Annotated in this window: 23 protein-coding genes; 9 read left to right on the top strand and 14 right to left on the bottom strand. The window is 65.4% G+C overall.

Annotated elements, in window-relative coordinates:
- Positions 1 to 23: 23 nt before the first annotated feature.
- The 3 genes from ABC977_RS01765 (at position 24) to ABC977_RS01755 (ending at position 3353) form a co-directional block, all read left to right on the top strand.
- Positions 24 to 749 (top strand): TIGR00266 family protein, encoded by a 726-nt coding sequence (locus ABC977_RS01765; RefSeq protein WP_369665517.1) that lies wholly within the window; start codon positions 24 to 26, stop codon positions 747 to 749.
- Between the two features lie 4 nt (positions 750 to 753).
- Positions 754 to 2085, top strand: coding sequence for a TIGR00266 family protein (locus ABC977_RS01760; protein WP_369665516.1), 1332 nt, complete (start codon positions 754 to 756; stop codon positions 2083 to 2085).
- Positions 2086 to 2279: 194 nt separating this feature from the next.
- Positions 2280 to 3353, top strand: coding sequence for a zinc-binding metallopeptidase family protein (locus ABC977_RS01755; RefSeq protein WP_369665515.1), 1074 nt, complete (start codon positions 2280 to 2282; stop codon positions 3351 to 3353).
- Positions 3354 to 3529: 176 nt separating this feature from the next.
- Here ABC977_RS01755 and ABC977_RS01750 read toward each other — a convergent pair whose 3' ends face one another.
- From ABC977_RS01750 to trxC, 5 genes are all read right to left on the bottom strand, one after another.
- Complete coding sequence (locus tag ABC977_RS01750) at positions 3530 to 4201, bottom strand: DUF2726 domain-containing protein (protein ID WP_369665514.1); 672 nt, start codon at positions 4199 to 4201, stop codon at positions 3530 to 3532.
- Positions 4202 to 4250: 49 nt separating this feature from the next.
- Positions 4251 to 4727 (bottom strand): transcription elongation factor GreA, encoded by a 477-nt coding sequence (gene greA, locus ABC977_RS01745; protein WP_369665513.1) that lies wholly within the window; start codon positions 4725 to 4727, stop codon positions 4251 to 4253.
- Between the two features lie 116 nt (positions 4728 to 4843).
- Complete coding sequence (gene carB / locus ABC977_RS01740; RefSeq protein ID WP_369665512.1) at positions 4844 to 8050, bottom strand: carbamoyl-phosphate synthase large subunit; 3207 nt, start codon at positions 8048 to 8050, stop codon at positions 4844 to 4846.
- Positions 8051 to 8228: 178 nt separating this feature from the next.
- The gene (gene carA, locus ABC977_RS01735; RefSeq protein ID WP_369665511.1) at positions 8229 to 9374 is read right to left on the bottom strand and encodes a glutamine-hydrolyzing carbamoyl-phosphate synthase small subunit; all 1146 of its coding nucleotides are present in this window, start codon (positions 9372 to 9374) and stop codon (positions 8229 to 8231) included.
- Positions 9375 to 9592: 218 nt separating this feature from the next.
- The gene (gene trxC, locus ABC977_RS01730) at positions 9593 to 10027 is read right to left on the bottom strand and encodes a thioredoxin TrxC (RefSeq protein ID WP_369665510.1); all 435 of its coding nucleotides are present in this window, start codon (positions 10025 to 10027) and stop codon (positions 9593 to 9595) included.
- Positions 10028 to 10282: 255 nt separating this feature from the next.
- On the opposite strand from trxC, the gene trxA reads away from it, so the two are divergent.
- The 4 genes from trxA (at position 10283) to ABC977_RS01710 (ending at position 14700) form a co-directional block, all read left to right on the top strand.
- Positions 10283 to 11146, top strand: coding sequence for a thioredoxin (gene trxA, locus ABC977_RS01725; protein WP_369665509.1), 864 nt, complete (start codon positions 10283 to 10285; stop codon positions 11144 to 11146).
- 8 nt (positions 11147 to 11154) lie between these two features.
- Positions 11155 to 11574 (top strand): alternative ribosome rescue aminoacyl-tRNA hydrolase ArfB, encoded by a 420-nt coding sequence (arfB, locus tag ABC977_RS01720; protein ID WP_369665508.1) that lies wholly within the window; start codon positions 11155 to 11157, stop codon positions 11572 to 11574.
- 206 nt (positions 11575 to 11780) lie between these two features.
- Positions 11781 to 13229, top strand: a complete 1449-nt coding sequence (locus ABC977_RS01715; RefSeq protein WP_369665507.1) for a tryptophanase — start codon at positions 11781 to 11783, stop codon at positions 13227 to 13229.
- Between the two features lie 112 nt (positions 13230 to 13341).
- Positions 13342 to 14700: a class II 3-deoxy-7-phosphoheptulonate synthase gene (locus ABC977_RS01710; protein ID WP_369665506.1), complete on the top strand. Its 1359-nt coding sequence runs from the start codon at positions 13342 to 13344 to the stop codon at positions 14698 to 14700.
- 15 nt (positions 14701 to 14715) lie between these two features.
- Here ABC977_RS01710 and queE read toward each other — a convergent pair whose 3' ends face one another.
- From queE to ybgC, 8 genes are read right to left on the bottom strand one after another with little or no spacing between them, the layout of a single operon-like run.
- Complete coding sequence (gene queE, locus ABC977_RS01705; protein WP_369665505.1) at positions 14716 to 15402, bottom strand: 7-carboxy-7-deazaguanine synthase QueE; 687 nt, start codon at positions 15400 to 15402, stop codon at positions 14716 to 14718.
- Positions 15399 to 16238: a tol-pal system protein YbgF gene (gene ybgF, locus ABC977_RS01700; protein ID WP_369665504.1), complete on the bottom strand. Its 840-nt coding sequence runs from the start codon at positions 16236 to 16238 to the stop codon at positions 15399 to 15401. The genes queE and ybgF overlap by 4 nt, the downstream gene beginning before the upstream one ends.
- Positions 16239 to 16240: 2 nt before the next feature.
- The gene (gene pal / locus ABC977_RS01695) at positions 16241 to 16753 is read right to left on the bottom strand and encodes a peptidoglycan-associated lipoprotein Pal (RefSeq protein ID WP_369665503.1); all 513 of its coding nucleotides are present in this window, start codon (positions 16751 to 16753) and stop codon (positions 16241 to 16243) included.
- A 10-nt stretch (positions 16754 to 16763) separates the two neighbouring features.
- Entirely contained in the window at positions 16764 to 18056 is a 1293-nt protein-coding gene (tolB, locus tag ABC977_RS01690) for a Tol-Pal system beta propeller repeat protein TolB (RefSeq protein ID WP_369665502.1), read from the bottom strand.
- Between the two features lie 17 nt (positions 18057 to 18073).
- A complete protein-coding gene (gene tolA / locus ABC977_RS01685) occupies positions 18074 to 18877 on the bottom strand; it encodes a cell envelope integrity protein TolA (RefSeq protein WP_369665501.1) in 804 nt (267 codons plus the stop codon).
- Positions 18878 to 18880: 3 nt separating this feature from the next.
- Positions 18881 to 19321: a protein TolR gene (tolR, locus tag ABC977_RS01680; RefSeq protein WP_369665500.1), complete on the bottom strand. Its 441-nt coding sequence runs from the start codon at positions 19319 to 19321 to the stop codon at positions 18881 to 18883.
- A gap of 5 nt (positions 19322 to 19326) precedes the next feature.
- Positions 19327 to 20013, bottom strand: a complete 687-nt coding sequence (tolQ, locus tag ABC977_RS01675; RefSeq protein WP_369665499.1) for a protein TolQ — start codon at positions 20011 to 20013, stop codon at positions 19327 to 19329.
- A complete protein-coding gene (gene ybgC / locus ABC977_RS01670; protein ID WP_369665498.1) occupies positions 20010 to 20432 on the bottom strand; it encodes a tol-pal system-associated acyl-CoA thioesterase in 423 nt (140 codons plus the stop codon). The genes tolQ and ybgC overlap by 4 nt, the downstream gene beginning before the upstream one ends.
- 264 nt (positions 20433 to 20696) lie before the next feature.
- Here ybgC and ABC977_RS01665 point away from each other — a divergent pair, with 264 nt between their 5' ends.
- Together ABC977_RS01665 and ABC977_RS01660 are read left to right on the top strand one after the other, a co-directional pair.
- On the top strand, positions 20697 to 22172 hold the full coding sequence (locus ABC977_RS01665) for an SLC13 family permease (protein ID WP_439849140.1): 1476 nt from the start codon (positions 20697 to 20699) through the stop codon (positions 22170 to 22172).
- 59 nt (positions 22173 to 22231) lie between these two features.
- Positions 22232 to 22855, top strand: a complete 624-nt coding sequence (locus tag ABC977_RS01660; RefSeq protein ID WP_369665496.1) for a V-type ATP synthase subunit D — start codon at positions 22232 to 22234, stop codon at positions 22853 to 22855.
- Here ABC977_RS01660 and ABC977_RS01655 read toward each other — a convergent pair.
- Complete coding sequence (locus tag ABC977_RS01655; protein WP_369665495.1) at positions 22843 to 23046, bottom strand: type II toxin-antitoxin system Phd/YefM family antitoxin; 204 nt, start codon at positions 23044 to 23046, stop codon at positions 22843 to 22845. The genes ABC977_RS01660 and ABC977_RS01655 overlap by 13 nt on opposite strands.
- Positions 23047 to 23079: the final 33 nt, after the last annotated feature.

The following is a 23079-nucleotide window of genomic DNA, read 5'->3' as shown; positions in this document are numbered from 1 at the left end:
TGCCTTTGCAGAAGGGGATTCCCATGGCCGTGACCGCATCGGACTGGCAGACGCTCGAGGATCTGACGTTTCGCGTCCACTACCGCGGCGCCTTCGCGATGCTCGAGGTGCGCTTGCAGGCCAAGCAGACGATCAAGGCCGAGTCCGACGCGATGGTCGCGATGGACCCGACGATCGATATCGAAGGCAAGCTCGAAGGTGGCCTGCTCGGCGGACTCGGGCGGATGCTCAGCGGCGAGAGCTTCTTCTTCCAGACGTTACGAGCCTCGCGCGGGCCGGGGGTGGCGCTGTTGGCCCCGGCCCAGCCCGGCGACCTGCTGCCGATCCACCTCGACGGCCGCGAGGCCTACATCCTGCAGAAGGACGGGTTCCTCGCCGCCAGTGACGGCGTCGAGATCTCGACCACCGCGCAAAACCTCGCGCGCGGCCTGTTCAGCGGCGAGGGCTTCTTCGTGCTGCGCGCCGGCGGGCGCGGCATGCTGTTCGTCGAGAGCTATGGGGCCATCCATGCGTTGACGGTCCCTGCCGGCGAGGAGCTGATCGTCGACAACGGCCACCTCGTTGCCTGGCCGGTTGGCATGCACTACAGCCTCGAGAAGGCGAGCGCCGGCTGGATCTCGAGCTTCACGTCGGGCGAGGGTATGGTGTGCCGTTTTCGCGGCCCCGGCACCCTCTATATCCAAAGCCGTAACCCATCGGCATTCGGCGCCTGGCTGCGGTCGTTGCTGCCGAACAACCGCCGGAGCTGACACCATGTCGGAGCCGATGCCCAAGGGCGCCAACCGCTCGCTCCCCGTGGCGACCGACTACCAGATCGAGATCCGCTGGGATCCGGAGCGCCCCGCCGGCCAGGAGGTCGATGCCAGCGGCTTTCTGCTCGAGGCCACCGGGCAGGTCGGCCAGGACGCGGATTTCGTCTTCTACAACAATCCGCACTCACCGTGCGGCGGCCTCGCGTTGATCGAACAGGCCGGGGCCCTCTGCCGATGGCGAATCCGGCCTGAGCAGGTACCGGAGCGCATCGTGCGGATCGCCCTGTGCGTGACCCTGCACGGTGGCGGCACGCTGGCCCAGGCCCGCTCGCTCGAGCTGCGTCTGCACGATGCGAACGGCACCGACCTGGCGCTGATTCGGCCGGTGACGAGCGAGCTGTCCGTGGCGGCGCTGATCCTCGGCGAGATCTATCGGCATCGCGGTCGATGGAAGATCAGGGCCGTAGCGCAAGGCTTCGCCGGAGGCCTCGGACCACTGGCCCGCTCGTTCGGCGTCGCCATTGCCGACGACCCACCGACGACCGCACCACCACCACCACCGGCGGCGACCCCGCCACCGCTGGCCCCGGTCGCAACGACCCCGGTGTTCGCACCCCGAGAGGCCGACTGCGGACCCGAATACTCGCGCGTCGCCGATCTGCACTACGAGATCCTGTATCGCGGCGCCTACGCAATGGCTCGAATCGAGCTGCCGCGCGGCCAGCAACTGCGGGCCGAATCCGATGCGATGGTCGCGATGCATCCGGCGCTCGACGTCGGCAGCCAGGTGTCCGGTGGACTTTTCGGCGGACTCGGCCGGCTGGTCAGCGGCGAGAGCTTCTTTCTGCAGACGCTGAGCGCGACACGCGGCGCCGGGGCCGTGTTCCTCGCGCCGGCGGCGCCCGGTGATGTCGCCGCGCTGGAGATCGACTCGGGCGATGGCCTGCTGATCCAACGCGGCGGCTTTCTCGCCTGCTCACAGGGGGTCGAAATCGATACCAAAGTCCAGAATTTGGCTCAAGGGCTCTTCAGCGGCGCCGGCCTCTTCGTGATTCGCGCCCAGGGACGCGGCCTCGTCTTCGTCGAATCCTTCGGGGCCATCCATCGGCTCGAGCTGGCGCGGGGCGAACAGCGGATCGTCGACAACGGACATCTGGTCGCCTGGTCGACGAGCCTGCGTTACGGCCTGGAGCTCGGCAGCCGCGGCCTGGTCGCCGCCTTCACGTCGGGTGAGAACATCGTGTGCCGCTTTCACGGCCCCGGAACCCTGCTGATCCAGAGCCGCCAGCCGCGCCAGTTCGGCCGCTGGATCTCGCGCCTGCTGCCCGGATAAGGGGTCGCGGTCGTCATGATCGGCGGTTGCCTAAGTCCGCGCATGGCACCACTCCTTATGGCGACAGGCCAAGCAGTCGTCGTCACGTGTTCCACAGCGAGGTGTTCGCTTGCGCCGACGAACGCGCCAACGCCACGCGAGCGCTTTCGAGACCGTCGCTGTCCGCCCACCGAAACACGGCCTGATCAGGATCGATGAAGCTCTACAACTGCAACGTCTGCGGTCAGCTGACCTACTTCGAAAACGTCAGTTGCGTGCGCTGTGGGGCGAAGCTCGGGTTCCGGCCCGATCAGCTGGCCCTCGAGGCCATCGAGGCGAACGATGACGGCACCTGGCACGCGGTCGGCGACGCCACCGCCCGCTATCGGCTCTGCGCCAACTACACAGGCCTGGGCGTGTGCAACTGGCTGGTTGCGTCAGAAGAGGACAACGCTTTCTGCGTGGCCTGCCGGCTGAACCGAACCATCCCCGACCTGTCGGTCGCCGGTCACCTGGCCCTGTGGCACAAGCTCGAAATCGAGAAACGGCGCCTCGTCTACTCGCTGCTTCGACTCGGGTTGCCCCTGGTTCCGCGGGACCGCGATGCCAGCGGGCTCGCATTCGATTTCCTCGCCGATACCGAGCCGCGTTTCAGCGAGCGCGGGCGCGTCATCACCGGTCACGCCCAAGGGCTCATCACGCTCAATGTCGCCGAGGCCGACCCGGTCGTGCGCGAGCGGATGCGCGCACAGATGGCTGAGCCCTATCGCACGATGCTGGGGCATTTCCGGCATGAATCGGGCCATTACTACTGGGAACGGATGATCGCGGGCCAGCCGTGGCTCGAGCCCTTCCGTGCCATCTTCGGCGACGAGACGCGCGACTATACGCAGGCGCTCGACCGCCATTACGAACAGGGGCCGCCGGCCGACTGGCCCGAGCACTATGTAAGCGCCTATGCGAGCAGTCATCCATGGGAGGACTGGGCCGAGACCTGGGCCCACTACCTGCACATCCTGGATACATCCGAAACGGCCCAGCAGTTCGGCCTCGAGGTGCGACCGCGCGCCGGCGACGACGAGACATTGACCGCAAGCCATGACATCGATCCCTATCGCTACGATGCCGTCGAATCCCTGATCGGGCGCTGGCTGCCGCTGACTTACGCACTGAACAGCCTCAATCGCAGCATGGGACACGAGCACCTGTACCCGTTCGTGCTGTCGCCAGCGGTCATCGACAAGCTCGCGTTCGTCCACCGGGTCGTGCGGAACCCAAGCGGCGCCTAAGCCCGTGTGATCGCACCCGTCCGCCGACGCGCCACGGACGGCCTCGAGCAGATGAGGCGGCCGGCCCTGCAGGGCTGGCCCGACTTCGACTATTCAACGCCATTCGCGCTAAGGCGACCAGGGTGTCAGCGCAAGGCCAGCCGTGAGGCGGAGAGGATGGACGGCCCATAGGCCGGCTAGCGAGCGGATCGCGTGGCGCGATCCCGCCGGCGAGCGGCAGCGGGATGCCGACCCGGCTCGTCATCGGCGAGAATCGCCGCCGAGAGCTGCGCGAGCAGCAGATCCTCTTCGTTCCGCGAGGGCCCAGCCGCGTCGAGGGTCGGCGATTCCGGGTGGTCGGCACGATAGGCCAGCATCGCCCCGCGCAGTTCCCGAGCCAGATCGGCCGGATCGTAATCATCGGCCGCACGAATGGTCACCAATGGCAAACCGGCCGCGTCACAGATCTTAGCCAAGACCGCATTCGGCCCCCTCTGCGTCGGCCGTCCACGTTGATCACCGATCAGATCGATCGCGCAGAGCACCCTGAGGGTTCGGCTGTCGCAAATGGCAAAGTCGAAACGGTGTTCCGCGAGGCGCGCCCAGGCGCGCTCCTGCACGCGGCGCCCGACCCCACTTTCGACGCCGATGACATCCTCGGCCCACACCTTGCCAAAGATCCGGTAACCACTGCCCAATGCCTCCTCGAGCGCCTCGAGCAGGCGCATCTCGGCCGCCGACAGCAGAGGGCCGCTGACCCGATAGGGAAAGAGGTTTCGCAACCGCCACGCCTGGCGCAACGTCAGCGCCAGCGATAGCGATAGCGACAGCAGCAGGGCCAGTCCGATGAGCAGATGAGAGAGGTCCATCGATGGGCCTATCGCGGGTCGGAGGCACGAGCCACCGCCCCGCACGCGTTCAGATATAGCGAACCCCGAGGATCTCGAACTCGCGCAGCCCACCGGGCGCATTGACCGCCGCGACATCGCCCTCGGTCTTGCCGATCAGCGCGCGGGCGATCGGCGAACTGATCGAGATCATGCCTTGCTTCAGATCGGCCTCGTCATCGCCGACGATCTGGAAGGTATGCTCGGCATCATTGTCGAGCTCGAGCACGTCGACAGTGGCGCCGAACACCACCTTGCCGTTTGGATTCAGTGTCGTCACGTCGATGATGTTCGCAAGCGCCAGCTTCCCTTCGAGGTCCTTGATGCGACCCTCGATGAAAGCCTGTTGTTCGCGGGCGGCGTGGTACTCGGCATTCTCTTTCAGGTCGCCATGGGCACGGGCCTCGGCGATGGCCTGGATCACCCGTGGGCGTTCGGCCTTCTTCAGGCGCGCCAGTTCCTCGCGCAATTTCTCAGCGCCCCTGGCGGTCAGAGGTACCTTGGTCATGAGCGGTGTCCTCGCAAGATGGGCGCCGCGCCAGACCGGCGCGGGCATCGTATCGGCGCTGAACTCCAAGCCATTCAGCACCTTGGGCCAGCCACCGCCGCAGGCGGCGGCGTTCTTCAGTAGAGATCTTGTAACCGATTGACCGACACGATGTCCAGTTGTTTCAGGGCCAGACAGGTCGCCTCGGCCCCGGCGATCGTGGTCGTATAGCTGACCTTCTGCTGCAAGGCCGCGCGTCGGATCGCCGCTGAATCCGCGATCGCCTCGGCGCCTTCAGTCGTATTGACGATGAAGCTCACCTCGCGATTCTTGATCATGTCGACGATGTGCGGCCGACCTTCCTTGACCTTGTTGACCCCCTCGCACGGGATGCCGGCCTGGCGCACGAACTCGGCGGTACCGTGGGTACCGTAAAGCGTAAAGCCGAGATCGAGCAGATCCTGCGCGACCCGCAGCAACCGGCGCTTGTCGGCGTCACGGACGCTGAGCAAGGCCTTGCCCCGTTCCGGCAACCGGGCACCGGCCCCTTCCTGAGCCTTCGCATAGGCCTCGCCGAACGACTCGCCAACCCCCATGACCTCGCCGGTCGACTTCATCTCCGGGCCCAGGACGGTATCGACACCCGGGAATTTGATGAACGGGAACACCGCCTCCTTGACGAAGTAGTGCTTGGGCTTGCGCTCGGTCGTCAAGCCCTGCTCCTTCAGCGTCTGGCCGACCATGCAGCGGGCCGCGATCTTGGCCAATGGCAGCCCGATCGCCTTCGAGACAAAGGGCACCGTGCGCGACGCACGCGGGTTGACCTCGAGGATGTAGACCTCGTCGTTCTGGATCGCGAACTGCGCGTTCATCAGTCCGACGACGTCGAGTCCGCGCGCCATCTTGGCCATCTGTTCGCGCATCCGATCTTGGATCGCCGGGGACAACGTATAGGGTGGCAGCGAGCAGGCCGAATCGCCCGAATGGACGCCGGCCTGCTCGATGTGCTCCATGATGCCGCCGATCAGGATGTCCTGGCCGTCGCAAACGGCATCGACATCGACCTCGATCGCATCGTCGAGGAAGCGGTCGAGCAGGACTGGCGATTCATTCGAGACCCGAACGGCGTCGCGCATGTAACGATCCAGATCGACCTCGTCGTAGACGACCTCCATCGCCCGCCCGCCCAGGACATAGGACGGACGGACGACGAGCGGATAGCCGATGTCCGCGGCCAGGGCCTTCGCCTCGCCCTCGCTCCGCGCGGTCGTGTTCGGCGGCTGCCGCAGGCCGAGCCGATGGATCAACTGCTGGAAGCGTTCGCGATCCTCGGCCAGGTCGATCGAGTCCGGCGTCGTACCGATGATCGGAACCCCCGCCGCGGCGAGCGATCGGGCCAGCTTCAGCGGCGTCTGTCCGCCGTACTGGACGATCACGCCGAGCGGGCGCTCCTTGTCGACGATCTCGAGCACATCCTCGAGTGTCAGCGGCTCGAAATAGAGGCGGTCGGAGGTATCGTAGTCGGTCGAAACCGTCTCCGGATTGCAGTTGACCATGATGGTCTCGTAGCCGTCCTCGCGCATCGCGAACGCGGCATGGACGCAGCAATAGTCGAACTCGATGCCCTGGCCGATTCGATTGGGGCCACCGCCTAAGACCATGATCTTATCGCGGTCGGTCGGTTCCGCCTCGCACTCCTCTTCGTAGGTCGAATAGAGGTACGCGGTGCTCGCGGCGAATTCCGCGGCACAAGTATCGACCCGCTTGAAGACCGGGCGCACGCCGAGCTGCCAGCGCCGTGAGCGGATCTCGTGCTCACCGACGCCGACCAGGGTAGCCAGGCGTCGATCCGAGAAACCGAGCCGTTTGAGTCCGCGCAGCCGCTCGGCGTCGAGCCTGTCCAGCCCGCCACCAAGAATCTCTCGCTCGGTCTCGACCAGCTCCTCGATCTGGGACAGGAACCAGGGGTCGATGCCGCTCAGAGACTGGATCTCGGCGAGCGGCAGCCCGGCACGAAAGGCATCGGCGACATAAAACAACCGCTCGGCTCCGGTCTGGCGGACCTCGAGCCGGATCGTCTCGAGCGCCTCCGGATCTCCGAGATCGACCATCTCGACGAGTCCGTCGCGATCCGTCTCCAGGCCGCGGATCGCCTTCTGAAGCGACTCCTGAAAGGTCCGGCCGATCGCCATGACCTCGCCGACCGACTTCATCTGTGTCGTCAACCGCGGGTTCGCTTGCGGAAACTTCTCGAACGCGAAACGCGGGATCTTGGTCACGACATAATCGAGCGTCGGCTCGAACGAGGCCGGCGTTGCGCCACCGGTGATCTCGTTGCGCAGCTCGTCGAGGGTGTAACCGACCGCGAGCTTCGCTGCGACCTTCGCGATCGGAAAACCAGTGGCCTTCGAGGCCAACGCCGACGAGCGCGACACGCGCGGATTCATCTCGATGATGATCATCCGCCCGTTGTCGGGGTTGATCGCGAACTGGACGTTCGAACCACCGGTGTCGACACCGATCTCGCGCAGCACCGCGATCGAGGCATCGCGCATGATCTGGTATTCCTTGTCGGTCAGCGTCTGCGCCGGCGCGACCGTGATCGAGTCGCCAGTGTGCACGCCCATCGGATCCAGGTTCTCGATCGAGCAGACGATAATGCAGTTGTCCCGCCGGTCGCGGACGACCTCCATCTCGTATTCCTTCCAACCGAGCGCCGACTCTTCGATCAGCAGCTCGCTCGTCGGCGACAGATCCAGACCGCGCCGACAGATCTCCTCGAATTCCTCGAGGTTGTACGCAATACCGCCGCCGCTACCGCCGAGCGTGAACGATGGGCGGATGATGCACGGGAACCCGATCGACGGCTGGACCTGGAAGGCTTCCTCGAGGCTGTGAGCCATCGCCGACCGCGGCATGTCGAGCCCGATCCGGCGCATGGCCTGGCGAAACAGATCGCGGTCCTCGGCCTTGTCGATCGCCTCGCGCGAGGCGCCGATCAGCTCGACACCATACTGCGCCAACACGCCCTCGCGGACCAGATCGAGCGCGCAGTTGAGCGCGGTCTGACCACCCATCGTCGGCAACAGGGCATCAGGCCTTTCACGCTCGATGATCCGCTCCAGCGTGCGCCAGGTCACCGGCTCGATGTAGGTGGCATCGGCCATCTCGGGGTCGGTCATGATGGTCGCCGGGTTCGAGTTCACCAGGATGACCCGATAGCCTTCCTCGCGCAGCGCCTTGCAGGCCTGGGCCCCCGAGTAATCGAACTCGCAGGCCTGACCGATGACGATGGGACCGGCCCCGATGATCAGGATGCTATGGATGTCGGTTCGCTTGGGCATCTCGCGCCTTCGATTCGGTGGTAAGGACCAGGGCTTCGCCTGGTTCGACCGGTGCGGTGGGACGCAACCGGCGCAGTCCAGCACGGTCCTGGGAGGTCCATGGACGGGCGGCCTGCGGTCCCTGGGGGCCGAGCCGGCCGGCATGCCGCGACCCGGCGTGCGCGATGGGACACTGGGCTCAATCCGGCCGCTTCTTCATCGATGCGATGAACTGGTCGAACAACGGGGCCAGATCATGCGGCCCCGGACTTGCCTCCGGATGGCCTTGAAAGCCGAAGGCCGGGCACCGACGGTGACGGATCCCCTGCAGCGACCCATCGAATAACGAGCGATGGGTGGCAACCAGATCGTCCGGAAGACTGGCCTCATCGACGGCGAACCCGTGATTCTGACTGCTGATCAGGACCGAGCCCGTCGCCAGATCCTGGACCGGGTGATTCGCGCCATGGTGGCCGAACTTCATCTTCAGGGTCCGAGCCCCGGCCGCGAGACCGAGCAACTGATGCCCGAGACAGATGCCGAACAGCGGGACGGCGGCGGCGAGGAGTTCACGGATCGCGGCGATCGCGTAGTCGCAAGGCTCCGGGTCACCGGGGCCGTTCGACAGGAAGACACCATCGGGGGCCAACGCCAGGACCTCCGGCGCCGAAGTCCGGGCGGGCACCACGGTGATCCGGCAGCCGCGCTCCCCGAGCATTCGGAGGATATTGCGCTTGACCCCGTAATCGTAGGCGACGACGTGGTAGGGGCGGGCCGGATCCTCCGGTCCCGGGGCATCCGGATGACCGCCGTCGAGCGACCACAAACCCTGCGTCCAGACGTAACCCTCGCGCGTGCTGACCTCCTTGGCCAAATCCAACCCCTTCAACCCTGGAAAGGCCCGTGCCGCGGCCAGCGCCGCGGCCTCGTCGAGGTCGTCGCCGGCCTGCAGGCAACCATTCTGGGCGCCTTTCTCACGCAACAGCCGCGTCAAACGGCGGGTATCGATATCCGCAATCGCGACGATCCCGTGCCGAATCAGATAGGCTTCCAGCGACTCGCTATGGCGCCAGTTGCTCGGCTGGCGCGGCCGGGCGCGCACGATCAGTCCGGCGGCCTGCACCAAGGCCGATTCCTCGTCCTCGTCGTTGGTGCCCGTGTTGCCGATGTGAGGATAGGTCAGGGTCACCAATTGGCGCCGGTACGAGGGATCCGTCAGGATCTCCTGATAGCCGGTCATCGCGGTGTTGAATACGACCTCCCCGACGCTCTCGCCCGGGGCGCCGATGGACTCTCCCCGGAAGATCGACCCATCTTCCAAGGCCAGTAGTGCGGGTGTTCTCAAGGATTTCTCCGGACCAGACGGCGGCAGGAAACGGCCGCGCGGGATGCGTCGGGACGGCAGGCATCGCCTGATGCCCTAACCCGCTCGAATTCTAAAGAAAGCCACCTGAGCTGTCCACGCGCAGACGGTCGCCGGACTAATCGGGCCACTCGATGCGGGATCAGTCCCCGGGTCCGACTCGCGGTCACGCACCTTCCCCGGCGGGGCCGGACCGTTTCTCAAAGATTCGGGCGAAGCCAAGCGAGCAAGGCCGTCAGGTCCATGGCACCGGCGGTGCGCGCGGCTTCGTGGCCACCGCGAAAGACGGCGAGGGTCGGGATGCTTCGGATACCGTACTTGGCCGCCAGGCCCTGGGCCTCGTCGGTATCGACCTTGATCAGACGAGCCGCCGGCTCGATGCGACGGGCCGCCTCCTCGAAGATCGGCGCCATCATGCGACAGGGCCCACACCAGGGCGCCCAAAAGTCGACGATCAGCGGAAGGTCGCTACGCTGGACATGGGTCGCGAACCGCGCCTCGTCCAAAGCTACCGGCCGGGCCGTGAAGAGGGAAGCATGGCACCGACCGCAGCGCGGACCGGCGCCGAGCCGCCCGCGCGGCACCCGGTTGACACCATCGCAATGGGGACAGACCACATGGACGTTCTCGTTCATGCTGTTGCTCCTGTGAAGTTCTCCGTCAAGCCACCGCGGAAGACCCAACCGAACACTCGACGTGCCGAAGCGCCGGCCGACCGGCGGCTCGCGCCCGGCTACCGCGGCAGCGCGCGCGACATGCAATCGAGGCTCGCCGAACATGGCGCACGCGGCGCTGTTCCCGCGATCGGGCGGATTGCCTTGATTCAACGTGCCAATCGATCTATGTTGCGAAATCAATTTTCCCAACGACTGTCGGGAGCGCAAGAGTTCATGAACGCCTCACCCTTCATCGTCACGGTGACCACGGAAACCTTCAATCAGGACGTGATCGAGGCATCGTACCAGGTACCGGTGCTGGTCGACTTCTGGGCAGACTGGTGCGCGCCCTGCCGCTCCCTGATGCCGCTGCTCGCCAAGCTGGCCGACGAATACCAAGGCCAATTCATCCTCGCCAAGGTCAATACCGACGAAGAGCGGCAGCTGGCCGCACACTTCGGTATCCGCAGCCTGCCGACGGTACAGCTATTCAAGGACGGTCAACCGGTCGACCAGTTCCTCGGCGCCTTGCCGGAGGCCCAGATTCGCGACTTCCTCGATCGCCATATCGGCAAGGTAGCCGACTCGCTGGTCGTCAGTGCCCAGCGGGCGTTGCAGGCAGGCGACCTGTCCGGTGCCGCGGCATGGATCGAACAGGTCCGCACCAGCGACCCGGACAACAAGTGGCTTCAGGTCATCGAGGCCGAGTTCAAGGCCGCCAGCGGCGACATCGAGACCGCCGAGGCGATGCTCGAGCGGGTCCCGCCGGAGCTGCACCATGATCCAGAGGTCGTCGCGCTCCGCGCCCGGTTGCGGTTCGCGAGCCTGCTGCGCGATGCCCCGGCCGCCGAGACCCTGCGAGACCGCCTCGCGCGGGACCCCAGCGACAGCGACGCGCGACAGCGACTCGCCGCCCATCTCGTGGTCCGCGGCGACTACGAAGGCGCGCTCGAGCAACTCTTCCTGCTGATGACCAAAGACCGCGCCTACGGCGACGACGCGGGACGCAAAGGACTGCTCGCCGTGTTCGACCTGCTCGGCGGACAGGGTGAGCTGGTCAGCCGGTACCGCAGCCGCATGATGGCCGCGCTCTACTGACCGAGACGGTGATCGAGATCGCACCGAATCTGACCCTGGATGAGCGCGATCTGACTGAACGCTTCGTCAGGGCACCCGGTCCAGGCGGACAGAAGGTCAACAAAGTGGCCACCGCGGTGCAATTGCGCTTCCAGGTGCGCGGTGTCAGCGACTTGCCGGAAGCGGTGCGCGAGCGTCTGATCGCACTGGCCCGCCGCCGGATCAGCGCCGAGGGCTTCCTGACGATCGAGGCCCACCGGTTTCGCAGCCGCGAACGCAACCGTGCCGATGCCTTCGAACGTCTGGCCGAGCTGCTACGACGCGCTGCCCATGCACCGACTCCACGGCGGCGAACACGGCCGACGAAGGCATCGCGCGAACAACGGCTGCAACTGAAGCGAGCACGCTCGGTAACCAAGCGCTTCCGTCGGCCACCGCCCGAAGCCTGAACCCGATCCTGGCCACGAGGATCATTCGGCATCGAGATCCCGCCCGTGCCGGCGTCGACCAAAGCGATCGAATGGTTGGATGGGAGCACGTTCGGGATGGTATCTTGCGCATTCGGGTCGGATCCACCGATGCTCCGACCAACAACTGAACTGGCGCGGGTGCACCGACCATCCGACCAGTATTACGAATTGGAGCGATTGATCAAGTGGCCGACATCAAATTCTACTCGGGCGAGTCGTTTCCATTGGAGATGCACAAGGTCTGCATCGTCCAGAAGCTCAACCTGCTGCCGATCGAGCAACGCCGGATCGCCATCGACGAAGCGGGCAACAATACCTTTCTTCTGAAGAACCGCGACGTCTACCTCGACATGCTGACCGACAGTGGCGTCAATGCGATGAGCGACAGGCAGCAGGCCGCGATGCTCGTCGCCGATGACAGCTACGCTGGGTCCGAGACCTTCTTTCGGCTCGAGCGCGTAATCCAGGACATCTTCGGTACACGCTTCTTCCTGCCGGCCCATCAAGGCCGGGCCTGCGAGAACATCATCGCCCAGGTCTTCGTCAAGCCAGGAACCGTCGTCGCGACGAACTACCATTTCACGACGACCAAGGCCCATGTCACGCTGAATGGCGGATCCATCGAGGAGATCTACAAGGCCGACGCGCTCGAGATCACGAGCGACAAACCCTTCAAGGGCGACATCGACCTGGAGAAACTGCGCGCCCTGATCCAACGCCAGGGTGCCGAGCAAATCGCGTTCGTCCGCATCGAGGCCGGCACCAACCTGATCGGTGGACAACCGGTTTCGCTGGCGAATATGCGAGATGTACACCAGCTGTGCCAGAAGCATGGCATCCCTCTCGTGCTGGATGCGAGCCTCCTTGCCGACAACCTGTATTTCAACAAGCTCCGCGAGCCCGAGTGCCGGGATATGAGCCTGCGCGAGATCACCCGCACGATGGCCGGGCTGTGCGATCTGATCTACTTCTCGGCGCGCAAGCTCGGTTGCGCACGCGGCGGCGGCATGTGCATGAACAGCGAGGAGATCTACAAGCGAATTCGCGACAAGATCGTGCTGTACGAGGGGTTTCTCACCTATGGCGGCATGTCGGTCCGCGAGATCGAGGCGATCGCGGTCGGTCTCGAAGAGACCATGGACATGGACATGATCAGCCAGGGGCCGCAGTTCATCCGATTCATGGTCGAGCAGCTCGTCGAGAAGGGGATCCCGGTCATCACGCCCCCAGGGGGGCTCGGCTGTCATCTGGACGCCGGGGCTTTCCTCCCGCATCTCTCTCAGGCGCAGTATCCGGCTGGCGCGTTGGCCGCGGCCCTGTACCTGGTGAGCGGTGTTCGCGGGATGGAGCGCGGAACCCTGTCCGAGCAACGCAATGCGGATGGCAGCGAGCGGTATTCGGACATGGAGCTATTGCGCCTCGCCCTCCCCCGGCGCGTGTTTACGATGTCGCAGGTCAAGTATGCGATCGACCGCATCGTCTGGCTGTACGAGCATCGTGCCCTGGTCGGAGGACTGAGGTTCGTCGAGGAACCGGAGTTGCTGCGCTTCTTCTTCGGCCGCCTGGCCCCGACGTCCGATTGGCAAGACCGCCTGGTCGCTCAGTTTCGTACCGATCTCGGCGACAGCCTGTAGTAAACGTCCAACGGCATGAACGCCTCGTTTTCGACGAATCGGATTCACCGGGTGGGAACCGCTCGGCACGGACTCGCCGAGCGTGGCCCTCGCTGAGCGCAGAGGTCAGACAATGAACGGCTGGTCCCCCGAGTCGTGGCGGTCGCGCAAGGCGCTCCAGCAGGCGAGCTATCCCGACCAGGCCGCGCTCGCTGCCGCGCTCGCCGAGCTGGCGGAGCTCCCGCCGCTGGTTACCCCGTGGGAGATCCACACGCTGAAGGACCAGTTGGCGCGGGCCGCCACCGGCCATGGTTTCCTGCTCCAGGGCGGCGACTGCGCCGAGCACTTCACCGATTGTCAATCGGACGTCATCGCCAACAAGCTCAAGATTCTGTTGCAGATGAGCCTGGTGCTCGTACATGGCTTGAAGCAGCCGGTCATTCGTGTCGGACGCATCGCCGGACAATACGCAAAGCCACGCTCGGCCGACCTGGAAACCCGCGGGCCACTGACCCTGCCGAGCTACCGCGGCGATCTGGTCAATGGCCCCGAGTTCACGCCAGAGGCCAGGACCCCGGACCCCAAGCGCCTGCTCCGTGGCCACGGTCGCGCAGCGATGACGCTGAATTTCATCCGCGCCCTGTCCGAGAGCGGTTTCGCGGATCTGCATCACCCGGAGAACTGGGATCTGGCCTTCATGGCCCATTCACCGTTGGCCGACGACTATCGCAAGGTGCTCGATGCGCTCGGCGAGTCCCTGCGTTTCATGCAGGTCGTCGGATGCGGTGATTCCGGGGAATTGGCGCGCGTGCAGTTCTTCGCGAGCCATGAAGCCCTGCATCTCCCCTATGAGCAGGCCCTGACCCGTCGAGTGAGGCAGTTCGACGGCTGGTTCGACCTGAGTACCCACCTACCCTGGATCGGCTTTCGCACCGCCGATCCGGATGGCGCCCATGTCGAGTTCATGCGCGGGATCGCCAATCCCGTTGGCGTCAAACTCGGCGGCGGCCTCTCGGCGGCTTGGCTCGAGGACTTGGTCCAGCGATTGAATCCGACCCGGGAAGAAGGCCGCCTGGTGTTGATCCATCGCTTCGGTGTCGAAAGGATCGAACGCGAGCTGCCACCGATGATCGATGCGGTCCGAAGCACCGGCCAGCCGGTGCTATGGGTGTGCGATCCGATGCACGGCAACACCGAGACGACCGCGAGGGGGTACAAGACGCGGCGTTTCGAGCGAATCCTCGATGAACTCTGTCTGGCCGTCGATATCCACCGCGAACTCGGAAGCCGCCTCGGCGGCGTCCATTTCGAACTGACCGGCGATGATGTCACCGAATGCCTCGGCGGGGCGCGCGGCTTGAACGAGATCGACCTGGAACGGGCCTACTGCACGCAGGTCGATCCGCGACTCAACTACGAACAGGCGCTCGAGATGGCGATGGCGATCGTACGCAAGATTCGCGGAACCCCAGCCGCCGCCGTGCGCTTCTGACCCTGCCCGGCCGGGTCAGTGACCCGGGGCATCCCCCCACAGGAGCTTGTGAAGCTGGATCTGCATCCGCACCGGCAGCCGGTCGGACAGGATCCAGTCGGCCAGGTCCCTCGGGGACAGCCGTCCAGCGGCCGGCGAGAACAGCAGCGGGCACAACCGCTCCAACCGATGGACACGAATCTGCTCGACGGCCCAGCGATAATCGTCGCGATCGCAAAGGACGAACTTGATCTGATCGGCTGGCGTCAAGCACGCGAGATTGGCATAGCGATTACGGTGCTCCTCGCCCGATCCGGGTGTCTTCAGATCCATGACCTTGACCACCCGCGGATCCAAGCCGGTGAGATCCAAGGCCCCGCTGGTCTCCAATGAGACCAGATAACCAGCCCCACAGAGTGCCGCGAGCAACGAACGGCAGCCCGGTTGCGCAAGCGGCTCACCACCTGTGACGCAGACGTACCGCACCGAGTAGTCGGCGATTTGCGCCAGGATCGCGGCGATGTCCATCCGCCTACCACCGGAAAAGGCGTAGGCGCTATCACAGTAGACGCAGCGCAAAGGGCAACCGGTCAGGCGCACGAAGACCGTCCGCTCACCGGTCGTCAAGCCCTCCCCTTGCAGCGAATGAAAGATCTCGGTGACCCGCAGACCGGCCGCATCGGAAGCGACCGAACCTTTTGTTGCAGCCCGCTGGGCCGTCAATTCGGCTCTCGCGCGATGCGCCGCAACCGATCCTGGGCCAACCTTGCCTCGGTCGAATCCGGGAAGCGCTGCGGGATCTCCTCGAGGACCGCCCGAGCCGCGTCCAGGCGTCGCCCCTCGTGATGGATGTAACCGACCTTGAGCATCGCGGCAGGCACCCTGGGGCTTTGCGGGTCATCGGCGATGACCCGGTCATAGTGCGCCATCGCGGCAGCATAGTCGCGCGTGACGTAAAGGGTCTCGCCGAGCCAGAAGTGCGCATCCGTACTATAGCGACCCGCAGGATGGCGCTCGAGCAGGTCGCGGAAGGCCGTGATGGCCCCGTCGTAATCGCGCTCCCTGAGCCGCTCGACGGCCTGCTGATAGGCCTCCTGCTCGCTGGGACTGGCTGTTTCAGGGGACGGCAGAGCCAACATCCCGGGGGCCGACGGACGCTCATCGGCCCAGCTCCCTGCCGGATCGCGCCTCTCGCTCGATGGCCAGGTCGCACCCGACCGATCGGTGCCCGGATCCGCTCCTTGATCGGTGATCGGGACAGTGCCCCAAGGATCCCGTTCGTACGAATCCTCATAGGTCCAAGGGTCCCCGCGCATCGTCGTCCCGGATCCTCCCTGGCCTTGGAGTCGTTCGAGCAGGAACTGATGGGTCTCGACGAGGCCCCGCAACTCCTGGACCTCCTGTTGCAGCCTTTGGACCTGGATCAGCAACTCCGACGGGCCTTGCGTACTCAGGATCCGCTCCAGGCGGGCGACCCGCGCATCAAGGGCCGGGTCGGCGATGGCAGGCCCGGCGAGCAGCAGAACGATAGCCGGCATTGCGCGCGATAGGGGGGTCATACTCAAGGCCTCTGGTAGTCAAGAAAGGCTCGCCGGTTCTGCGCCCATGAGGCTTCGCCATAGCCGGGGCTCGCCGGTTTCTCCTCGCCGTAACTGGCTGTTTCGAGCTGTGCCGGGGGGATCCCCTCGGCCATCAGAAAACCTCGCACGGCCTGCGCCCGCTGCTCACCCAGCGCGAGATTGAATTCGCGCGTCCCGCGCTCGTCCGCATGGCCCTCGATGATCACCCGCACATTCGGGTGCGCCGCCAGAAAACCCGCATGCACGCGGAGCAGGGCCGCGTATTCGGGCAAGATCTCGCTGCGCTCGTAGGTGAAATAGAGCGTACGGCGATGAATCGGATTTGCCGGATCATCCCACGGGGCCGGGGCCGCGACCGCCTGCGGTGCGACCTCAGGGACCGTCGGCTCGGCGCTCGGGACGGCCGACGGCGGCGCCTTCTGGACCGTCTCGCAACCGGCACCCAGGATCACGGTGAAGAGCGCGATAGCGACTGGAAACGAATACCTGAGCACGTCTTTTCCCTCACTCGACGAATGGCGACCAGGCGGGTTCGCGCACGTCACCCCGTTCCTGCGTCAGGCGTTGCGTGACCGCACCATCGGTCGATGCGGTCGCGAGGACGCCGCGGCCGTCGTGCCGGGTCGCGAAGATCACCATCGTGCCGTTCGGGGCGAACCCCGGCGATTCGTCGAGCGGCCCGCCGCTGACGAGCCGCACGCGATTCGTCGCGAGGTCCAGTCGCGCGATCCGATATCGCCCATTGACACGGGTCACCAACACCAATGACCGACCATCCGGGGCAAACGCAGCGCGGGCATTGTAGTCGTTCTGGAAGGTCACTCGCCGTGCCTCGCCGCCCACGGACGGAATACGATAGATCTGCGCTTGCCCGCCACGGTCTGACGTGAAGACGATCTCGCTGCCGTCGGGCGACCAGGCCGGCTCGGTATCGATCGCATGATGGTCCGTCAGACGGCGCAATTGCCGATTGACCAGGTTGAGCACATAGATATCGGGCTGGCCGTCTTTCGACAAGGTCATCGCGAGCTGATTGCCGTCCGGGGAGAAGGCCGGGGAACCATTGATGCCCGGATAGCTCGCGAGCAACTCGCGGCGCCCGGTGGCCAACTCCTGCAAGTAGATGGCCGAGCGTTTCTTTTCGAACGAAACGTAGGCCATCCGGCGTCCATCAGGGGACCAAGCCGGCGACAGCAGAGGCTCGCGGGAGGACACAATCGTCTGCGGGTTGTAGCCATCGGCATCCGAGACCCGCAGCGTCATCCTCGGGTCCCCGCCGTCGTCCTGGACCGCCACATAGGCGATACGAGTCGAGAAGACCCCTTTCTGCCCGGTCAGTTGCTCGAAGATCGCATCGGCAATCCGATGCGCGGCATGGCGCATGCCGGCCACGCTTGCCGGCATCGACATGGCGAGCAATTCCTCTCCGCTGAAGACGTCGAGCAGCGCGACGTCGATCTGGAACCCGCCGACCGACCCGGGCAGGATCCGGCCGATCACGAGACTGTTCGCGCCCTGCTGGCGCCATTCGCGCAGGTCGACATCCTCGACACGGTGTGGCTGGCTCAACATCTCACGGTGGGGCATCACACGAAAGCGCCCGGTTCGGGCTAGATTCGCGGCAATGACGGCGGCGACATCGACCGGCGGCGTCAGCTCGGCGTCGACCCCGAAAGGCACGACCCCGATCGGCTGAGCACCCTCGACCCCGCCGGTGACCTCGATCGTCAGCTGGGCCTGCGCCGACGCGATCGCGCCGAATGCGAGCAACAATGCGGTCAACAGAGATCGCAACATGTCTTGATTCACCTCGGTTACGGTGAAAAGCGAAACTGGAACTCTCGAAATCGCTCGAATTCCGGGCCGGCGGGGACCGGTAGCGGCGAAGCCCGATAGATGGCCGTGATCACGGACCGGTCGAAGGCGGGATCGCCACTGCCTTCGATCACCCTGACACTGCCGGCGACGACGTCCCCGGTCGGTTCGAGGCGGACCCTGACGAGGCATGCCGCATCGAGGGGGGAACCGGGAGGTCGAACCCACTCCCGCTCGACTTGATCGCTTATTGCTGCGACATAGGGAGTGATATCCGCTTCGCTGGAGCGCTGACGCTCGAGCGTCTTGGTCTCCCGCTCCAAGGCCATCAGCAGATCCTCCTCGGCCGCACGTCGGGCGGCCTCCTCTTCCGCCGCACGTCGGGCCGCTTCCTCGGCCGCGCGTCGGGCGGCCTCCTCTTCCGCCGCACGCCGGGCCGCTTCCTCGGCCGCGCGTCGGGCGGCTTCCTCTTCCGCCGCACGTCGAGCCGCTTCTTCCTCGGCCTCACGTCGGGCCGCTTCTTCGGCCTCGCGGCCCTGATCCGGATCGACGACCGGCTCGATGCGTTCGTCAGCGAGTCGATCCGGTATCTCGCCCTGGTCTGGGCGTGGCCGCGACAAGGCTAGCCACTCGGCGAGCTGTGCCTCGCTGACGAGGTTCGCTTGCACCACTGCCGGCCCCGAATCCGCGGGCTCGATCCGATTCCACCAATCGGTTCCGACCCACAACATCAGCACGATCAGGAGATGCAGGCCGACGGCCCGGCGCAGCGCGGCAGGGTTCCGACGAATGATCTGCAACATGGATCAGGGTTCAGCGTACTCCGGCAACTGCGTAATGAGCCCAACGTGCGGTGCACCGGCCGCTTGGGCGATGACCATCGCCTCGACCACACGACCATAGTCGACCCGGTGATCCCCGCTGACCATGACTGGCGTGTCGGGCCGTTCATCGAGGATGCGATGCAGATGGCCGTGAAGCTGACGCCCGTCAACGGGCAGACTGCCTTGCCCGCCGAAATCGACGTAGAGATCGCCGAACTGATCGATCGTGATCAGCACCGGCCGGCTGGTCTCGCCAGCAATCTCGTTCGCACGGGCCTTCGGCAACTCGACCCGGACACCCTGGGTGATCAACGGCGCTGTCACCATGAAGATCACAAGCAGCACCAACATCACGTCGATGTACGGGACGACGTTGATCTCGGCCATCAGCCGGCGGCGGGTGCGGGAACGCTTCCTGGGCATCGTAATCAGGAGTCCGTCCGCTCGCCCCGGCCCTGGCGCTGCAACAAGGACGAGAACTCCTCGATGAATTCCTCGTAACGATTGTTCAGACGCTCGACCTGGTTCGCGTAGCGATTGTAGGCGACGACCGCCGGGATCGCCGCGAACAACCCGATGGCCGTCGCGAACAAGGCCTCGGAGATACCAGGCGCAACCAGCGCGAGGGTTGCTTGCTCGACACTGCCCAAGGCCTGAAATGCGTGGATGATCCCCCAGACGGTCCCGAACAGACCGATGTAGGGACTGGTCGAGCCGACAGTGGCCAGGAAGGCCAAGTGGGTCTCGAGTCGGTCCATCTCGCGGCTCAGCACCACACGCATCGACCGTTCGGTACCCTGCAGGACGGCCGACTGGTCAGGCTCCTGTTTCCGCAGGCGCGCGTATTCCTTGAAGCCAGCTCGGAAGATCGCCGCCAGCCCTTGGCTACCCTTCGCGTCCTGAGCGAGGTCTCGGTAAAGGTTGCTCAAGTCGCCGCCAGACCAGAATCTCCGCTCGAAGGCCTCGGCCCCCCGCCGGGCCTGACCCAGCACTCGGCTGCGATCGAAGATCACGGTCCAGGACAGAATCGAGGCGAAGAGGAGCACCAGGATAACGAGTTGAACGACCAAGCTCGCATGCAGCAAGAGGTCGAGGTACGACATGTCGGTGCTCATGGCCTGATCGCCTGCAACAGGTCATCGGGGATTCGAGACGGACGCCAACCGGCTTCCTGTACCGCGGCGACCTGAACCTCCGCGCGCGCGCAACAAAGCCCGTCGGTATCGCGGACGGCCTCCTGCCGAAGGACTAGACTGGCGCGGCCCAAACGGATCGGCGTGAGGGTGATCGACAGCTGATCATCGAACCGGGCCGGCGCCAGATAATCGACGCTGGTCCGACGCACGGCAAAAACCAAGCCGTCGCGGTGCCGCAGAGTCCCTTGATCGAAACCGAGATGGCGCAGCCACTCGGTCCGAGCCCGCTCGAAAAATCGCAGATAATTCGCATAATAGACGACCCCGCCGGCGTCGGTGTCCTCGTAGTAGACGCGCACGGGCCAGCGGAAGGTGGCATGAGAGTTTGCGTCGAGCACCTGATACCTTGCCGATCGCACGTTGAAAACTTCGGCATGATACTGGATCGGCGCCGGCATCGCATGCCGGCCCGCGGACCCGACGGGCGTATCGTCCGCCGACCGGACGATGGGCCACAGCGATGGAGACGGGCGCCGCCCGGGGCCTTGGCACGCATGCACGATGGGCGTGCTACGACCGCGGGGCGCGGGTTGCCGCGCGCCCCAGCGCAATCTCGAGCCACCTGGCACATGGCGTCCAACCGAACCGACCAAGGAGCCGGCATGTCGTATTCCGACGCGCAACCCTCTGTCACCCGGCCGTCTCGGCGCCGTCGCATCGGCCTCTGGCTCGGACCCGCTGCCTTTCTGCTGATTCTGTTCGTCGGCCCGCCGAGCGGCATCGATCCCGCCGCATGGCATGTGGTGGGGCTGACGACCTTGATGGCGATCTGGTGGATCTCCGAGGCGATCCCGATCGCCGCGACGGCGCTGCTGCCGGTCGCACTCTTGCCGCTGCTCGGCGTCGTGCCGATCGGTGAGGCCGCCGCGCCTTACGCGAATCCCTTGGTCTTTCTGTTCCTCGGTGGATTCATCCTCGCCGAGGCCATCCAGCGCTGGAACCTTCACCGGCGTATCGCACTGCAGATCCTGAGCCTTGCCGGTCAGCGGTTGGACTTCCTGGTTGCGGGTTTCATGGTGGCGACCGCCGGTCTGAGCATGTGGGTCAGCAACACGGCGACCGCTGCCTTGATGCTGCCGATCGGCCTGTCGGTGCTGACGATGATCGAGGAGCGCTGCGAGGACGAGGACGCCCGTAACATGGCACCATCCTTGTTGCTCGGGATCGCGTTCGCGGCCAACATCGGCGGCATGGCCACCCTGATCGGCACCCCGCCGAATGCGCTGTTGGCTGGATACATGGCCGACCTGTACGATGTCCACATCGGCTTCGGCGAGTGGATGATGATGGCCCTGCCGGTGGCCCTGCTCATGCTGGCGCTGACCTGGTGGGTGTTGACCCGTTGGGTCTTTCCGGTCTCGCGCCGCCCGATCGCCGCCATCCACCAGCTGCTGCAAGACCAGCACGCCGACCTGGGCCCGATGACCAGGCCGGAACGTCGGGTCGCCTTGGTCTTCGTGCTGGTGGCGCTCGCCTGGATCACGCGGCCCGTCATCGACGCCTGGATTCCTGGCCTGATGATCACCGATCCGGGCATCGCGATCCTCGGCGCATTGCTGTTATTCGTGATCCCCTCCGATTCCCGCGGTCAACCCTTCCTGATGGACTGGGAAACGGCGCGCCGGCTGCACTGGGGCGTGCTGGTGCTGGTCGGTGGTGGGCTGAGCCTCGGCACCGCGATCGATAACAGCGGGCTCGCGAGCCATCTGACCGAGATCCTGCGCGGACTGTCCGTTCTGCCGATCGCGGTCCTGGTCGCGATGGTCGCGACAACGGCGATGCTGCTCAGCCACATCACGAGCAACACGGCCACCGCGGCCACCCTGCTGCCATTGACGACGGCACTTGCTGTGACCCTCGCGCTCGACCCGTTGCTACTCGCAGTGCCGGTCGCACTCGCGGCGTCCTGCGCCTTCATGCTTCCGGTGGCCACGCCCCCGAACGCGATCGTCTTCAGCAGCGAGCGCTTGCAGGTGATCGACATGGTCCGGGCCGGCGCGCGGCTCAGCGTTGCCGGGATCCTGCTGATCACGGCGATGGTCTTCCTGTTGGCCAAGCCGCTGCTCGGCATCGCCTGAGCACGCCGGCCGTCGTCAGCACGGATCCACGACCCGCCCCGTAACCGAGGACGAAGACGATGTCACAACAACTGATCAGGGTACCTCCGACGAAGAACACGCTCCTCAAGCTGAAGAAGCAGGTGCGCTTCCTCGAGGAAGGGCACGATCTGCTCGAGAGGAAACGTGAACTCCTGACTCGTCTCGTGTACGAACGGATCGGCGAATACGGCCGGTTGCGCGACGAGGCCGAGAGACGGCTCGAACGGGCCTATCGCTGTCTCGCCATCACGCATCTCCGCCTCGGCAGCCGCGGGATCCGCCAGGTGGCCCTCGGCAGCGAGCCCGCCCTCCAAGTGCAGATCCTGCCGCGCCGCAGCCTCGGCGTCGAATACCCCGCCGTATCGGCCGAGCGTCTCCCGCTGAAGCCGGTTGGACTGCTCGGCACCGATGCGAGCTTCGACGAGACCCGCGAACACCTGGCCGACGCCGCTGTGCGGTTGGCACGCCTCGGCGAGGTCGAGATGGCCCTTCATCGTTTGATGGAGGAACAGCGCAAGGCCCAGAAACGGGTCAATGCGCTCAGATACAACATCATCCCGCGCTACCGGCGCACGATCCAGTTCATCCAATCCGCACTGGAGGAGGAGGAGCGCAATACGCTGTTCCAAGTGAAACGGCTGCGCGAACGTCAATCTCCGTGAAAGGCCCGCTCGACCTCGTCGTTCGGCACGTCCGCGTCGTCGACCGCCAGGTGCGGAGGGCGCTCGGTGACCGGCACCAAGATCGCGATGCCGCGATCGCCGTCCGCGATCAACACCTTCTCGCCGGCTTCGACCAGACCGAGCAACTCCCCGAGATGGTCCACCGCATAGCCTCGATCGATCGTCTTCATCAGGGCTCTCGCTCCACCGGATGTTGAGTAGTG

Origin of the sequence: Thioalkalicoccus limnaeus (genome assembly GCF_041197575.1) — a bacterium.
GTDB classification, from domain to species: domain Bacteria; phylum Pseudomonadota; class Gammaproteobacteria; order Chromatiales; family Chromatiaceae; genus Thioalkalicoccus; species Thioalkalicoccus limnaeus.
Note: the sequence above shows the minus strand (reverse complement) of the source record. Positions and strands in the feature narration are given on the sequence as shown.

Bases quoted from the DNA above. Each gene is read 5' to 3' on its own strand.
- ABC977_RS01765 (WP_369665517.1), top strand. From the start codon at position 24: ATGGCCGTGACCGCATCGGACTGGCAGACGCTCGAGGATCTGACGTTT.
- ABC977_RS01760 (WP_369665516.1), top strand. From the start codon at position 754: ATGTCGGAGCCGATGCCCAAGGGCGCCAACCGCTCGCTCCCCGTGGCG.
- ABC977_RS01755 (WP_369665515.1), top strand. From the start codon at position 2,280: ATGAAGCTCTACAACTGCAACGTCTGCGGTCAGCTGACCTACTTCGAA.
- ABC977_RS01750 (WP_369665514.1), bottom strand. From the start codon at position 4,201: ATGGACCTCTCTCATCTGCTCATCGGACTGGCCCTGCTGCTGTCGCTA.
- greA (WP_369665513.1), bottom strand. From the start codon at position 4,727: ATGACCAAGGTACCTCTGACCGCCAGGGGCGCTGAGAAATTGCGCGAG.
- carB (WP_369665512.1), bottom strand. From the start codon at position 8,050: ATGCCCAAGCGAACCGACATCCATAGCATCCTGATCATCGGGGCCGGT.
- trxC (WP_369665510.1), bottom strand. From the start codon at position 10,027: ATGAACGAGAACGTCCATGTGGTCTGTCCCCATTGCGATGGTGTCAAC.
- trxA (WP_369665509.1), top strand. From the start codon at position 10,283: ATGAACGCCTCACCCTTCATCGTCACGGTGACCACGGAAACCTTCAAT.
- ABC977_RS01710 (WP_369665506.1), top strand. From the start codon at position 13,342: ATGAACGGCTGGTCCCCCGAGTCGTGGCGGTCGCGCAAGGCGCTCCAG.
- ybgF (WP_369665504.1), bottom strand. From the start codon at position 16,238: ATGACCCCCCTATCGCGCGCAATGCCGGCTATCGTTCTGCTGCTCGCC.
- tolB (WP_369665502.1), bottom strand. From the start codon at position 18,056: ATGTTGCGATCTCTGTTGACCGCATTGTTGCTCGCATTCGGCGCGATC.
- tolA (WP_369665501.1), bottom strand. From the start codon at position 18,877: ATGTTGCAGATCATTCGTCGGAACCCTGCCGCGCTGCGCCGGGCCGTC.
- tolR (WP_369665500.1), bottom strand. From the start codon at position 19,321: ATGCCCAGGAAGCGTTCCCGCACCCGCCGCCGGCTGATGGCCGAGATC.
- tolQ (WP_369665499.1), bottom strand. From the start codon at position 20,013: ATGAGCACCGACATGTCGTACCTCGACCTCTTGCTGCATGCGAGCTTG.
- ABC977_RS01665 (WP_439849140.1), top strand. From the start codon at position 20,697: ATGTCGTATTCCGACGCGCAACCCTCTGTCACCCGGCCGTCTCGGCGC.
- ABC977_RS01660 (WP_369665496.1), top strand. From the start codon at position 22,232: ATGTCACAACAACTGATCAGGGTACCTCCGACGAAGAACACGCTCCTC.
- ABC977_RS01655 (WP_369665495.1), bottom strand. From the start codon at position 23,046: ATGAAGACGATCGATCGAGGCTATGCGGTGGACCATCTCGGGGAGTTG.